At 70.3% G+C, this 12,752-nt stretch carries 15 protein-coding genes and 3 tRNA genes; 8 read left to right on the forward strand and 10 right to left on the reverse strand.

What is annotated here, in order from left to right:
• Positions 1–17 precede the first annotated feature (17 nt).
• The 3 genes from murI (at position 18) to rdgB (ending at position 2,311) form a co-directional block, all read left to right on the forward strand.
• On the forward strand, positions 18–824 hold the full coding sequence (gene murI, locus BLQ50_RS08595) for a glutamate racemase (RefSeq protein WP_093182900.1): 807 nt from the start codon (positions 18–20) through the stop codon (positions 822–824).
• Positions 821–1,624 carry an MBL fold metallo-hydrolase gene (locus BLQ50_RS08600; protein ID WP_093182902.1) on the forward strand — a complete coding sequence of 268 codons (804 nt, stop codon included), beginning with the start codon at positions 821–823 and terminating at the stop codon, positions 1,622–1,624. The genes murI and BLQ50_RS08600 overlap by 4 nt, the downstream gene beginning before the upstream one ends.
• 63 nt (positions 1,625–1,687) lie before the next feature.
• Positions 1,688–2,311, forward strand: coding sequence for an RdgB/HAM1 family non-canonical purine NTP pyrophosphatase (gene rdgB / locus BLQ50_RS08605; RefSeq protein WP_093182904.1), 624 nt, complete (start codon positions 1,688–1,690; stop codon positions 2,309–2,311).
• Here rdgB and BLQ50_RS08610 read toward each other — a convergent pair.
• Positions 2,268–2,732 carry a DUF3054 domain-containing protein gene (locus BLQ50_RS08610; protein ID WP_217629141.1) on the reverse strand — a complete coding sequence of 155 codons (465 nt, stop codon included), beginning with the start codon at positions 2,730–2,732 and terminating at the stop codon, positions 2,268–2,270. The two genes, rdgB and BLQ50_RS08610, sit on opposite strands and share 44 nt — an antisense overlap.
• Positions 2,733–2,787: 55 nt before the next feature.
• Here BLQ50_RS08610 and BLQ50_RS08615 point away from each other — a divergent pair, with 55 nt between their 5' ends.
• Complete coding sequence (locus BLQ50_RS08615) at positions 2,788–4,470, forward strand: ABC-F family ATP-binding cassette domain-containing protein (RefSeq protein WP_093183310.1); 1,683 nt, start codon at positions 2,788–2,790, stop codon at positions 4,468–4,470.
• Between the two features lie 65 nt (positions 4,471–4,535).
• On the opposite strand, the gene BLQ50_RS08620 is transcribed toward BLQ50_RS08615, so the two are convergent.
• Positions 4,536–5,105: an NUDIX hydrolase family protein gene (locus tag BLQ50_RS08620; protein WP_093183312.1), complete on the reverse strand. Its 570-nt coding sequence runs from the start codon at positions 5,103–5,105 to the stop codon at positions 4,536–4,538.
• Between the two features lie 136 nt (positions 5,106–5,241).
• On the opposite strand from BLQ50_RS08620, the gene trxA reads away from it, so the two are divergent.
• Complete coding sequence (gene trxA / locus BLQ50_RS08625) at positions 5,242–5,613, forward strand: thioredoxin (RefSeq protein WP_093182905.1); 372 nt, start codon at positions 5,242–5,244, stop codon at positions 5,611–5,613.
• A 95-nt stretch (positions 5,614–5,708) separates the two neighbouring features.
• On the opposite strand, the gene trmB is transcribed toward trxA, so the two are convergent.
• The 3 genes from trmB to bcp form a co-directional block, all read right to left on the reverse strand.
• The gene (gene trmB / locus BLQ50_RS08630; RefSeq protein ID WP_342672058.1) at positions 5,709–6,527 is read right to left on the reverse strand and encodes a tRNA (guanosine(46)-N7)-methyltransferase TrmB; all 819 of its coding nucleotides are present in this window, start codon (positions 6,525–6,527) and stop codon (positions 5,709–5,711) included.
• A gap of 29 nt (positions 6,528–6,556) precedes the next feature.
• Positions 6,557–6,638, reverse strand: a tRNA-Leu gene (locus tag BLQ50_RS08635).
• A 22-nt stretch (positions 6,639–6,660) separates the two neighbouring features.
• A complete protein-coding gene (gene bcp, locus BLQ50_RS08640; RefSeq protein ID WP_093182908.1) occupies positions 6,661–7,146 on the reverse strand; it encodes a thioredoxin-dependent thiol peroxidase in 486 nt (161 codons plus the stop codon).
• Between the two features lie 330 nt (positions 7,147–7,476).
• Between bcp and BLQ50_RS18320 the strand changes: the two genes are divergently transcribed.
• The 3 genes from BLQ50_RS18320 (at position 7,477) to BLQ50_RS08650 (ending at position 9,136) form a co-directional block, all read left to right on the forward strand.
• Positions 7,477–7,767, forward strand: coding sequence for a hypothetical protein (locus BLQ50_RS18320; RefSeq protein WP_139185790.1), 291 nt, complete (start codon positions 7,477–7,479; stop codon positions 7,765–7,767).
• 129 nt (positions 7,768–7,896) lie between these two features.
• Positions 7,897–7,972 (forward strand) — tRNA-Lys (locus BLQ50_RS08645).
• 252 nt (positions 7,973–8,224) lie between these two features.
• Positions 8,225–9,136 carry an ATP-grasp domain-containing protein gene (locus BLQ50_RS08650; RefSeq protein ID WP_093182910.1) on the forward strand — a complete coding sequence of 304 codons (912 nt, stop codon included), beginning with the start codon at positions 8,225–8,227 and terminating at the stop codon, positions 9,134–9,136.
• A gap of 254 nt (positions 9,137–9,390) precedes the next feature.
• Here the strand turns inward: BLQ50_RS08650 and BLQ50_RS08655 are convergent.
• The 5 genes from BLQ50_RS08655 to map all read right to left on the reverse strand — a co-directional run bounded on the left by BLQ50_RS08655 (position 9,391) and on the right by map (position 12,692).
• Positions 9,391–9,466 (reverse strand) — tRNA-His (locus tag BLQ50_RS08655).
• Positions 9,467–9,560: 94 nt separating this feature from the next.
• Entirely contained in the window at positions 9,561–10,172 is a 612-nt protein-coding gene (gene orn, locus BLQ50_RS08660) for an oligoribonuclease (protein ID WP_245701064.1), read from the reverse strand.
• A 136-nt stretch (positions 10,173–10,308) separates the two neighbouring features.
• On the reverse strand, positions 10,309–10,461 hold the full coding sequence (locus BLQ50_RS18625; RefSeq protein WP_175559077.1) for a hypothetical protein: 153 nt from the start codon (positions 10,459–10,461) through the stop codon (positions 10,309–10,311).
• 212 nt (positions 10,462–10,673) lie between these two features.
• Positions 10,674–11,879: a thiolase family protein gene (locus BLQ50_RS08665; RefSeq protein ID WP_093182911.1), complete on the reverse strand. Its 1,206-nt coding sequence runs from the start codon at positions 11,877–11,879 to the stop codon at positions 10,674–10,676.
• 45 nt (positions 11,880–11,924) lie between these two features.
• Positions 11,925–12,692, reverse strand: a complete 768-nt coding sequence (gene map, locus BLQ50_RS08670; RefSeq protein ID WP_093182913.1) for a type I methionyl aminopeptidase — start codon at positions 12,690–12,692, stop codon at positions 11,925–11,927.
• Positions 12,693–12,752 lie beyond the last annotated feature (60 nt).

The raw sequence follows: 12,752 nt of genomic DNA on the forward strand, positions 1-12,752 counted from the left end.
CGACTATCCTCGACTGTGTGAACAACGCCCCGATCGGGATCTTCGACTCCGGAGTGGGTGGGTTGACCGTCGCGCGGTCCATCCTGGATCAGCTGCCCAACGAGTCGATCCACTACATCGGCGACACGATCAACTCCCCGTACGGCCCCAAGCCGCTCGCGACCGTCCGCTCCCTCGCCCTGGACGTCATGGACAAGCTCGTGGACGAGGGCGTCAAGATCCTCGTCATCGCGTGCAACACCGCCTCCGCCGCAGTCCTGCGCGACGCGCGCGAGCGATACACCGTCCGGCACGGCATCCCCGTCGTCGAGGTGATCCTGCCGGCCGCTCGCCGCGCAGTCGCCGCCACCCGGACGGGCCGGGTCGGGGTCATCGGCACCCGCGCGACCATCGAGTCCCGCGCCTACGAGGACGCGCTCGCGGTCGCGACCGGGGTCACCGTCACCCCGCAGGCCTGCCCGGACTTCGTCGAGCTCGTCGAGGCCGGCGTGACCGCCGGACCGGAGGTGCTTGCCGCCGCCCGCCGCTACCTCGACCCCGTCCGCGAGGCCGGTGTGGACACCCTCATCCTGGGCTGCACCCACTACCCGTTGCTCACCGGCGCGATCTCCTACGTCATGGGCGAGGACGTGACGTTGGTCTCAAGCGCGGAGGAGACCGCGAAGGACGTGTTCCGCACACTTGTGGCTCATAGCCTTGAAAGGGAGGTGTCGTCGGGCCAGCCCGAGCACGTCTTCCAGTCGACCGGCGACGCTGCGGTGTTCTCCGGCCTCGCCCGCCGATTCCTCGGACCCGAGGTCGTCGTGGTGGAATCGATCCTATGAAGCTGACGATCGTCGGGATGGCCGGTTCGTTCGCGGGACCGGCGTCCCCGGCGTCGTGCTACCTCGTGCAGGCCGACGACCCCGCGGGACGCACCTGGTCGATCGTGATCGACCTGGGCAGCGGCTCGCTGGGCGCGCTGCAGCAGGTCGTCGACCCCTTCGCGGTCGACGCCGTCGCGATCTCGCACATGCATCCGGACCACTTCGCGGACCTGTGCGGGTACTACGTCTACCTCAAGTACCACCCCGAGCGCGGCACGGTGCGCGACCCGTCGCGCACCGCGGTGCCTGTCTACTGCCCCGCAGTGGCGGAGCGGCGTATCGCCCAGTCCTTTGGCCTGCCCGACGACGAGACGATGGCCGGGCAGTTCGACTTCCGCACGTGGACCCCGGGGACGCCCGCCCAGGTGGGTCCGTTCACGATCGAGCCCTTCGCCGTCGAGCATCCGATCCCGGCCTACGGGCTGCGGGTCACCGGTCCGAGCACCGTCGTTCCCGGGACCCGCGTGACACTTGGCTACACCGGCGACACCGACCTGTGCGACGGCGTGTTCGCTCTTGCGCAGTCGGCCGACGTGCTGCTCGCCGAGGCGGCTTTCGTCGAGGGCCGCGACGAGGCGACCGGGATCCACCTGACCGGGCTGCGCGCCGGGCAGGTGGCCGCGAAGGCCGGTGCCGCGCGGCTGCTGCTCACGCACATCCCGGCCTGGAACGACCCGGCCGTCTCGGCGGCGGAGGCGGCGACGGTCTACGACGGCCCGGTCGAGGTCGTCGAGCAGGGCCTGACCTACGTTCTTTGAGCCGTGCCTGTCATGCCCAGAGGTGCCTAGTCGTGCATCTGTGAATCTCTCGAAGGAGCCGTCGTGACCCCGCCCCGCCTCGTCCTGGCCACCCACAACGAGCACAAGGTCGGTGAGCTCCGGGCGATCCTGCTGGCCGCCGGGACCATCGACGGCCTGGACGGCGACGACGTCGTGGGGGCCGCCGCGTTCACGGACGTCGAGCCGGTCGAGGACGGCGTGACCTTCGAGGCCAACGCCCTCATCAAGGCCCGCGCGCTCGTGGCCGCGAGCGGCCTGCCCTGCGTCGCGGACGACTCGGGCCTCGCTGTCGACGTGCTCGGCGGGGCGCCGGGGATCTTCTCCGCGCGCTGGGTCGGGCGTCACGGCGACGACCGCGCCAACCTCGAGCTCCTCCTCGCCCAGCTCTCCGACATCGCCGAGGAGCACCGCGGGGCGCGGTTCGTCTGCGCGGCTGCGCTGGTCACCCCGGACGGCCGGGAGTTCGTCACGACCGGTGCGCTCACCGGCACGCTGCTGACCGCGCCGCGCGGGGCGGGCGGCTTCGGCTACGACCCGATCCTGCGCCCCGACGGCGACACACGCTCGTGCGCCGAGCTGACCCCGGCCGAGAAGAATGCCATCAGCCACCGCGGCCAGGCGTTCAGGGCGTTGGCACCGACGATCTCTGCGATCCTCGCCGGCTGACCAGAGACACGACCGCCCGCCAGCCGATCAGGGTCAGCGTCAAGAAGGCCAGCGCGACGATCGGGAACGCGCCGCTGGCGCCCCGATCAGTCACCAGGCGCAAGCCCATGCCCAGGGCCCAGGAGCTGAGCACGAGGACGCAGCCGACGGGGAGCACCGAGAGGTGGCCCCACCGTGCGGTGCGGGTTCCCGGGCCGCCTGGGCCCTCGCCGCCCGCGATCGTGGCCCGGCGGGCGGCCGCGACGACGACGATCCAGCCGACCCCCAGGCCCACCAGGAACGGCCAGGCAGTCTGGGCGATGCCGCCGATCGAGTTCGCCTCCTCGTGGGAGGACCGACCGCCCATCGCGAAGACGAGGACGCACACGGCGTCGAGCAGGAAGGCCCACACGGGGCGGGTTCGGAGCGAGGTGTTCTGCACCCATGAACCGTACCGTCGGGCAGGGGGCGGGCGGCGCACCGCGTATCGTGGCGGGGTGCATCTTGTGAGCGACCACCTGTCCTTTGCCTTCCCCGGGCGCGCGGTCATCACCGACGTCTCACTGCGGGTCTCCGGGGGGCAACGGCTCGCGGTGGTCGGGGAGAACGGCTCCGGCAAGACGACCCTGCTCCGGCTGCTGTCTGGCGAGCTCACGCCGACCGCGGGCGCGGTGCGTCGCCTAGGCAGCATGGCCGTGGTGCCCCAGGAGCTCGAGGTCGCCCCGGGGGAGACCGTCGGCGATCTCGTCCAGGACGCGCTCGCGACCGTCCGGGCGACCGCAGCCGAGCTCGACCGGGCGTCGGCGGCCTTCGACCACGACGTGTCCTCGCTGCGCGAGCTCGCCGAGATCCTCGCGCGGGTCGAGCACCTGGCCGCCTGGGACGCCGAACGACGCGTCGACGTGGCGCTGACCCGGCTGGGGGCCTGCCGGGACGTGGGGCGGACCCTGGAGACGTTGTCCGTGGGGGAGCGGTTCCGGGTGCGCCTGGCCTGCCGCCTGGCCGGCCGTGCGGACCTGCTGTTGCTCGACGAACCTACCAACCACCTCGACCGCGACGGCATCGACTTCCTCACCCGCGAACTCACCCGGTGGGCGGGCGCGGTGGTCATCGTCACCCACGACCGCCAGCTGCTCGACGACACGGCGACCGCGATCCTCGACCTCGATCCCTCGATCGACGGCAAGCCCGTGCTCTACGGGCAGCCCGGGTACGTCGCCTACCGCTTCGCCAAGAACCAGTCGCTGCACCGGTGGCGCCAGCGCTACAAGGCCGAGACCAAGCGGGCTGAGCAGCTCGCCCAGCGCCTGGACGCCTCCTACGAGGGACTTTCGGACGAGTGGCGTCCGCCCAAGGGCAGCAACAAGAACCGCCGGGCCACCGGCGCCCGGATCCACGTCAAGGCCGCGGACCGCCTCGTCGAGAAGCTCAAGGCCGAGGCCGTCGACGTGCCCCCGCCGCCTCCTGTGCTCTACTTCCCGGACCTGCCGACCATGGCGCCCGGGTGGCACCCGGACTCCCCGGTCATCGACGTGCGCAATCCCGCGGTCGGTGGGCGCACCAGCGCCGCGCCGCGCCTGGACCTGCCCGGGGCGCGGATCACCGTGCCGCCGTCGGGCCGGCTGCTCATCACGGGCGCGAACGGGGCCGGCAAGTCCACGCTGCTCGGCGTGCTCGCGGGCACGATCGCGCTGGACCGCGGGTACCGCTCCGTGCTGCCCGACGCGCGCCTGGGCGTGGTGACCCAGGAGGGCGTGCGGCGCGGCGGGGCGGTGGCGCACGGCGCAGTCGTGGACGTCGCGGTGACGCACGGTGCGGCGACGGCCGGCGGCAGCGGCTTCGACCACTACGCGACCCTTGCCCTCGAACTCCTCGCGTCGGGGGCGCTCGACCCTTCCTTCGTCGTCCCGATCGCCTTCCTGGGCGTGCTCTCCGAGGAGGACCTCGATCGCCCCGTCGCCGAGCTGTCCGTCGGCCAGCGGCGCCGCTTCGACCTGGCCTGTGCACTGCTCGCGGCACCCCACGTGCTGCTGCTCGACGAGCCGACGAACCACCTGTCCATCGATCTCGTCGACGACCTCACCCAGGCGCTGCGGGCGACGTCGGCCGCGGTCGTCGTGGCCACCCACGACCGGCGCATGCAGGAAGACCTGCACGACTGGCCACGCCTGGATCTGTGACGCGCCTGGATCTGTGACGCGGGCGGACCTGTGACGCGGACGGCGCTCAGGTCAGCCCAGACGGCTCAGGACAGGCGACCCACATGCGCCATCGCCTGGCGCAGCAGCACGCCCTGGCCGCCGTACATCTCGGCCTGGACGGACTCGCTGCACGCCTGCTCGGGGGTCAACCATGCCAGGTCGAGGGAGTGCTGCTGGGGCTGGCAGTCGCCCGTGACGGGCACGACGTAGGCCATCGAGACCGCGTGCTGGCGGCGGTCGTAGTACGGGGTGATGCCCGGCGTCGGGAAGTACTCCGCGACCGTGAAGGGCTGCGGGGACGGCGGGATCTGGGGGAGGGCCACGGGACCCAGGTCCTTCTCGATGTGGCGCAGCAGGGCGTCGCGCAGGCGCTCGTGGTACATCACGCGGCCGGAGACGAGCGCGCGGGTCATCACGCCCTCGCGGGAGACCCGCAGCAGCAGCCCGACGGCGATCACGTCGCCGGAGTCGTCCACACGCACCGGGACGGCGTCGACGTAGACGAGCGGCAGGCTGCCGCGGGCGGCGGCCAGCTCTTGCTCGTCAAGCCACCCCGCAGGCTGGGAGTCCTTGGGATCAAATTCAGGGTGGGGGAAGTCCGCGGTGTCGGTCACTGTGTAGTTGTACCCCGAGGGCACCGGCGACCGCCACCTCGCCCACGTGCGCCGTGGCCCCGGTCCGTCCAGGGAATAGGCTGAGGCTCGGAATTGTCATACGTGGCATACCGATCACTTCTTTGAGAGGAACCGCATGGCCACCCAGGAACTTACCCAGGAGACCTTCGAGCAGACCATCAAGGGCAACGACATCGTCCTTGTCGACTTCTGGGCATCGTGGTGCGGCCCGTGCCGGCAGTTCGCCCCCGTGTTCGAGGCCTCGGCCGAGACGAACCCGGACGTGGTGCACGGCAAGATCGACACCGAGGCCCAGCGTGAGCTTGCCGCCGCGGCGAACATCACGTCGATCCCCACGCTGATGGCGTTCCGCGAGGGCGTCCTCGTCTTCTCCCAGCCGGGCGCACTTCCGGCCCCCGAGCTCGCCAAGGTCGTCGACGCCGTCAAGGCCCTCGACATGGACGAGGTGCGCCAGCAGATCGCCGCGCAGGCGACAGTCGCGGAGTAGCTGAGGAGCCTCAGGACCGATCCAGGGCCTTCGGGACCGGGATCTGTCTCGCCAGCCGTCCGCCCTGTGGGCCGGGCGGCTGTGCTGTCTCTGCGTCAGACGCCGGCGGACAGGACCGCAGTGATGTCCGCGATATCGCGGTCCTTGTCCAGGCCCTTGCGCTCGAAGCTGGTCAGGACCCGGCCCTCGAAGCGGGGGGCATGCAGGTCCGCGGTGAAGCGCTCATCAGCGCCGATCACCTCGCGCATCTGCCGGGCGTAGTCCGCCCAGTCCGTGGCCAGGCGCCACACCCCACCGGGTCGCAGCACCCGAGCCGGAAGGTCCATGAACGACGGCGTCACGATCCGCCGCTTGGTGTGCTTGGACTTGTGCCACGGGTCAGGGAAGAACAGCCACAGCTCATCCGCGCACGCCGCGGGCAGCATCGTGGTGAGCACCTCGACCGCATTCGCCTGGACGATCCGGATGTTCGTCAGGTCGCGCTGACGGATGCGCTGCAGGGTCTGGGCGACCCCCTGGGTGTACACCTCGACGGCGAGGAAATCCGTGTCCGGGCGCTGCTCGGCCGCGTGGGCCACGGCCTCGCCCTGGCCTGACCCGATCTCCACCACGAGGGGCGCCTGGCGCCCGAAGGTCGCCGCGGCGTCGAAGAGGAACTCGGGCTGCACGGACGTCTTGGAGACCACTCGCGGGGGCTCGATCACGAAGCGCGGTGCCAGTTCGTCCCAGGTGCGCTGCTGGCGGTCCTTGAGCCGGGTGCTGCGCTGGACGAAGGACACCATCGGGGCGCGAAACCGGGCGGGCGCGACGGCAGGCGCCGATGTCAGCTCTGTGGCGGGTTCTCCCGCCGCCCGTGCGGCGGCGTCGGACACGGCGTCGGGCATGGCGGAATCACGGAAGGGAGTGTGGGGCACGGTGGCGTCCTGTCACGAGTGATGAGCTGTGCGCGAGGGGGGACTCGAACCCCCACGTCCGAAGACACCAGGACCTAAACCTGGCGCGGCTGCCAATTACGCCACTCGCGCTCGGGCATGAGTCTACGGTCTCTCAGGCCGCGTCGATGCCGTCGATACCCAGGTCTCGGCGCAGCTTGGCGACGTGGCCGGTGGCCCGGACGTTGTACTGGGCCACCTCGATCAGGCCCTCGGCGTCGATCACGAAGGTCGACCGGATGATGCCGGTGACGACCTTGCCGTAGAGCTTCTTCTCACCGTAGGCACCGTAGGCGGTTGCTACGGCCTTGTCCGGGTCGGAGGCGAGCGGGAAGGTCAGGGCCTCCGCCTCGATGAATCGCACGATCTTGGGGATCGGGTCCGGTGAGATGCCGACGACGGCGTATCCGGCGCCCTGCAGAGAGGCGAGGCTGTCGCGGAAGTCGCACGCCTCCTTGGTGCAGCCCGGAGTGCTCGCGGCCGGGTAGAAGTAGACGATCACGCGCTGGCCGCGCAGGTCGGCGAGCGAGACGGATCCGCCGTCGGCCGCGGCGAGGGTGAAGTCGGGGGCGGGGTCGCCGGGGGACAGGCGGACGGACATCGTGCTCCTCGGGAGGGTCGGGACGGCGCGCGCCGGTGGCACAGGCCGGATCGTCTGGCGCCAGCCTACGCCGGGTAGCGTTCGTGGGGTGATGCGAGAGAACGTCCGCCAGGTGGCCGTCGGCGACCGGATCCTCTTCGATCCCGATGCCGCTCATGGGTGGTCGCGGGGTGATTCTCAGGTGATTGCCAGGTGCTCACCTCGCGATGTTCAGGATCGGCCAGCATGCTGGGGAGGGTCGTAGCCCCGGGGATGGGTACTTCTCTCCATTGCGGTTGCGGACGGAAGCGAGTTTCGTGGGATGACTGGCAATCGTGGGGTGGGGACGGCATGACGAGGACAAGATCGCACGACGCGCGCCCGGAGGGGCGCGGAGAGCGTGCGAAGGCCGCGTCCGAGAATGCCGCGCGGAGCTGCTCTGGCACGCATGCCGCCGCAGAACCGGGAGCGGAGGGTCTCGAGGCCACCGATCCGAGCCTGCGTGACCTACCCGACGTGAGCGGCCTGCTGGCCAGGATGCTGGACGAGCGCATCCCCTTGGCGCTCATCGCGGACCTCGCCAGCCCGAAGGGGCCTAACTCCGACCAGATCATGGCGTCCGAACGTCAGGACGTGGGGTAGAGTTACCTCCGAAGTCGAGGAAAGAAACCGCGGGGCAATCAGCGATTATCGTTGATATACCAACGTTTTCGACGGGTAGCAGGTCGGATTGGCACTGAGTGGCCAAAGCCTGTTAGTGTTTCGAATCGCGCGCCATTAGCTCAATTGGCAGAGCAGCTGACTCTTAATCAGCGGGTTCCTGGTTCGAGTCCAGGATGGCGCACCAACGCAAGGCCCGGAACCGTTGAGGTTCCGGGCCTTGTTGCTTTGCCCCGGGAGTGTGCAGAAAGACGCACCCATGCGCCCGTTATGACGAATGTCACACGCCTTGCCGCAGACGGCCCCACCCGCCGACTCACCCCGCCCCTCTCCGTCGGGTGTGCGTTTTCCGCCCTGTTTTGCTCGAAAATGGGGCGGAAAATGCGCACCTAGGGGCGGGGACTCGAGGGCTTGGCCGCGGGGTCGGTATCCTGGAAGGGTGCCGACGACTCGTGTAGCCCTAGCGACCTGTTCCGTCCTGCCTGATCTCGACCCCGACGACGCCCCCCTGCTGGGTGCGCTCGCCGATCGTGGTGTTGAGGCCGTTGCCGCCGTCTGGGACGACCCAGACGTGGACTGGGCCAGCTTCGACCTTGTGGTCGTGCGATCCACCTGGGACTACTCCCAGCGCCGCGACGACTACATCGCCTGGGCCCGGACCGTGCCGCACCTGGCCAACGACGCCGAGGTGCTTGCCTGGAACATCGACAAGTACTACCTCAAGACGTTCGGCGAGATGGGCCTGCCGATCGTGCGGACCCTCTGGCTCGACCCGGACCGCCACCTCACCTCCCAGGCCATCCACACCCGGCTCCCGGCGCACGGTGACTACGTCATCAAGCCGACGGTGAGCTCCGGCGCGCGCGACACCGCCCGGTATCAGGAGAACACCGCCCAGGCGCGCGGTCAGGCGATCCTGCACGCCCGTGACCTGCTCCGCTCTGGCCGGCACGTCATGGTCCAGCCGTACCTGAACCAGATCGACGTCGTCGGCGAGACGGGCCTGATCTTCCTCGACGGGAAGTTCTCGCACGCGGTGCGCAAGAACGCGATGCTCACCCGGGGTCACCGGCCCACACAGGGCCTGTACCAGGAAGAGGTCATGCGCAGCACGGATGCCTCCGAGGCGGAGCTAGCCCTGGGCCAGCGTGCCCTCGAGGCGGTCCACACGATCCTCGGTGACATCGCCACGGACCTTCTCTACGCCCGCGTCGACATCGTTCCCGGTGACGACGGCGACCCGATCCTCCTTGAGCTCGAGCTCACGGAGCCGTCGCTGTTCCTGGGCAAGTCGGAGGGTGCGCTGGACCGCTTCGCCGACGCGATCGTCGCCCGCGCGACCGCGAAGTAGGCTGCGCCGACGCAACCGATCCTGCATGGCTCCGAGTTCCTCGCGGCCGAGCAGTCGGCGGAACCTTGACGCACCACACGTTCACCCGGAAGCCCCACGCGATCCGTCGCGTGGGGCTTCCGCACGTACATGGCCACGCCTCCCGCGGCCACGACTGGACCCGCGCGCACGACGTGGCAACACCCCGAACGGGGGAGTCGCCGCCCCGACAACGGCAAAGGCGCCTCACGGAATTCCGTGAGGCGCCTTTCGCATGGGGTGAGTAACGGGACTTGAACCCGCGACCCCCTGGACCACAACCAGGTGCTCTACCAGCTGAGCTATACCCACCATGAACAGTTCCTGTACTGCGAACCGTGAAGAAGTCTACCTGGAGTTTTCCGGTGTCGGGAACACCTTTTTGCCGAGGTGGGTGTGACCTACGTCAAACAGTCGTCCCGAAGCTCGCCGGGACCGACACAGTCCCCGACACCGACGTCGCGGCGATCTGCGCGGAGGTGGTCCGGGCGGTCTTGGTGTCGGGTCCGGGCTGGGGGACGAAGAGCGCGGCCCGGTAGTACCGGAGCTCGTCGATGCTCTCGAGGATGTCCGCGAGGGCCCGGTGCCCGCCGTTCTTGGTCGGGGAGGCGAAGTACACCCGTGGGTACCAGCGCCGGGCGAGCTCCTTGATCGAGGAGACGTCGATGATCCGGTAGTGCAGGTGAGCCGAGAGGTCCTTCATGTCCCGGTCGAGGAACATCTTGTCCGTGCCCACGGAGTTTCCGCCGAGGGGCGCTTTGCTCGGTTCGGGGACCAAGGTGCGGATGTAGTCGAGCACGCGGGCCTCGGCGTCGGCCAGAGTGGTGCCGTTCTCGAGCTCGGTGAGCAGCCCGGAGGTCGTGTGCATGTTCCGGACGAAGTCGTTCATCTGCTCGAGCGCCTCGGCAGGCGGCTTGATGATGATGTCGATACCTTCGCCGAGCACGTTGAGCTCGGAGTCGGTGACGACCGCCGCGATCTCAACAAGGGCGTCGGCGCCGAGGTCGAGCCCGGTCATCTCGCAGTCGATCCACACGATTCGGTCATTAGCTGGTGTCGTTGCCACGCCCACAGCCTACGGGTACGCAAGAACGCCTCGTCGACCGGTCCCGGTGGGACCGACCGACGAGGCGAGGGAACGATGCGTGCGGTGCTCACGCGGAGCGCTGGAAGAAGTGCCTCACCCGCTGGGAAAGCGGAGTGCGCGGCAAAACCTGATCGCGTTTGCCCCACTGGCGCCGGATCTCTTCGGCGCGGTGGATGCGGTCGAGCGTGGAGAGCTCGTATCCGGGGAAGTACATGGTCATGCTCCGTGACGTTGTGTTGGGATGGGCTCTGGCGTCGACTCCGTTGCCCTGACGTCACCGCGGTGTGGCACCAGCCAATCACGGGGCCTACGGCGGGCGCACGTCTTTTTGTGCGATTTCGCCGCTGTACGGTCGACGGATGCCTTCCAGTGCGCCCGTGCCGCGTCCGGCGACCCGCGTGATCGGCGCCCTGCGACTAGCTACCGGACGACCTATCGCACGACCTCGACGACAAGCGCGATGCCCATGCCGCCGCCGACCGCCGCGGCCGCGAGGCCGCGGGTCCCGGTGGGGAAGCCGCCGGCGACGAGCCGGGAGAACAGGCGGGTGACGGCCACGGCGCCGCTCGCGCCCCACGGGTGACCCAGCGCGAGCGCCCCTCCGTCCGGGCACACCCGGTCAGCGTCCGCCCCGAGCGGGTCCAGGCCTAGGGCATCGGTCGCGGCGAGCACCTGCGCCGCGAAGGCCTCGACGATCTCGATCATCGCCAGGTCGCCCACGCCGTGGCCGGACCGCTCAAGGGCCGCCTCGATCGCCGGCACCGCGCCCCAGCCGGGCAGCGCCGGGTCGGAGCCGACGACGGCCCCCGCCACGATCCGCAGGCCAGGTGCCCGCTCGCGGTCGGGGCCGCCCGAGCCAGCCCACACGGCATCGGAGAGGAGAGCGAGGGCGCACGCGCCGTCGCTGATCGGGCTGGCGGTCGCGGCAGTCACCGATCCGCCCGGGGTGAAGGCCGGGCGCATGCGGGCCAGGACCGCCGGGTCGAGCCGGCGGGGCCGATCGTCGCGGCGCAGGTCCCCGACGGCGACGAGCTCCCGGTCGAAGCGGCCCGCAGCATGGGAGGCCAGCGCCTTCGCGTGAGAGCTGGCGGCGTAGGCGTCCTGCCGCTCGCGACCGATCGACCGGGCGGCGGCGAGGGCGTCCGCGGCAGGCCCCATGTCGGGGTCGGGGAAGCCGGGCGGGGCGAAGGGCGCCCGGGCGTACGGCTCGGGTGTGGTGTTGTCGCGCGAGGGCGCGGCTCCGGGGCGGTGCGCGCGGTCGGGCGCCGTCGAGGCGCTCTCGACGCCGCCGGCCAGCACATATGTCATGTCCCCGGCCGCGATGGCCTGGTGGGCCGCGAGGATCGCGGCAAGCCCGCTGCCGCACTGGCGGTCGACGGTCAGTCCCGGCACACCGGTGCCCAGGCCCGCCGCGAGGGCGCTGACTCGGGCGAGGTTGCCGCCAGGCCCCGTGCAGTTGCCCAGCACCACGTCGTCAGGTGCCAGCCACGCGCCGGCCGGGCCGAGCAGGCCGGCCCGTCCTGCGTCGTCGTGCACGGCGCGCAGGACGGGGGCGGCGAGCTCGTGGGCGAGCAACGCGCGCAGCCCCCGCCCGGCAGTGCCGATCGGCCCGCGCCGCGCCGCGACGACAACCGTCATCGCGGGGACAACTTCACAGCGCTGTCCAGATCGGCGCAGCCCAGATCACAGCGCGGTGAGGATCCGCGGGCCGGCCTCGGTGATCGCGACGGTGTGCTCCCAGTGGGCCGCGCGGGCGCCGCGCACGGAGCGCAGGGTCCAGCCGTCGTCGTCGTGCTTGTAGTCGCTGCGGCCGTCCGCGATGAACATCGGTTCGATCGCGATGACCATGCCGGTCGTGAGCTTGAGGCCTTTGCCGCGGCGGCCTTCGTTGGGGACGAAGGGGTCCATGTGCATCTCGGAGCCGATGCCGTGGCCGCCGTGGTCCTCGAGGTTGCCGAAGCGGGCCTTGCGGGCGATCTTGGACACGGCGTAGCCGATGTCGCCGATCGTGTTGCCGACCTGGGCCGCGGCGATGCCCGCGTAGAGGGCGGCCTTGGTCACCTCGATGAGCTGGGCGTCGCCCGGACGCGGGGTGCCGACGATGAAGCTGCGGGCGGAGTCGCCGCACCAGCCGTTGAGGACGGCGCCGAAGTCCAGGCTCACGAGGTCGCCGTCGGCGATCGCGTAGTCGGTCGGGATGCCGTGCACGATCGCGTCGTTGACGGATGCGCAGACCGACCCGGGGAAGGGCACCGGGGACCAGTCGGGGTGGTAGTTGAGGAACGGAGACGTGGCGCCGGCGTCGGCGAGCACCCGGGCTCCCACAGTGTCGAGCTCCTTGAGGGTCACCCCGACCTGGGAGGCCTCTTGCATGGCTTCGAGCGCGCGGGCCACCACACGGCCGGTCTCACGCATCATGTCGATCTGGTCTGGAGTCTTCTTCTCAATCACACCTGAGAGCCTAATACCGCCGGGCGGTGGATGGCGGCGGTCGTGGTGTCAGACGGACTG

It is taken from the genome of Sanguibacter gelidistatuariae, assembly GCF_900096585.1.
GTDB lineage: Bacteria > Actinomycetota > Actinomycetes > Actinomycetales > Cellulomonadaceae > Sanguibacter > Sanguibacter gelidistatuariae.

What these genes read in the sequence shown, in the direction of transcription:
- BLQ50_RS08600 (WP_093182902.1), top strand. Translation starts at nt 821, where the DNA reads ATGAAGCTGACGATCGTCGGGATGGCCGGTTCGTTCGCGGGACCGGCG.
- trxA (WP_093182905.1), top strand. Translation starts at nt 5,242, where the DNA reads ATGGCCACCCAGGAACTTACCCAGGAGACCTTCGAGCAGACCATCAAG.
- BLQ50_RS08665 (WP_093182911.1), bottom strand. Translation starts at nt 11,879, where the DNA reads ATGACGGTTGTCGTCGCGGCGCGGCGCGGGCCGATCGGCACTGCCGGG.
- bcp (WP_093182908.1), bottom strand. Translation starts at nt 7,146, where the DNA reads ATGTCCGTCCGCCTGTCCCCCGGCGACCCCGCCCCCGACTTCACCCTC.
- BLQ50_RS18625 (WP_175559077.1), bottom strand. Translation starts at nt 10,461, where the DNA reads ATGACCATGTACTTCCCCGGATACGAGCTCTCCACGCTCGACCGCATC.
- orn (WP_245701064.1), bottom strand. Translation starts at nt 10,172, where the DNA reads ATGACCGGGCTCGACCTCGGCGCCGACGCCCTTGTTGAGATCGCGGCG.
- BLQ50_RS18320 (WP_139185790.1), top strand. Translation starts at nt 7,477, where the DNA reads ATGACGAGGACAAGATCGCACGACGCGCGCCCGGAGGGGCGCGGAGAG.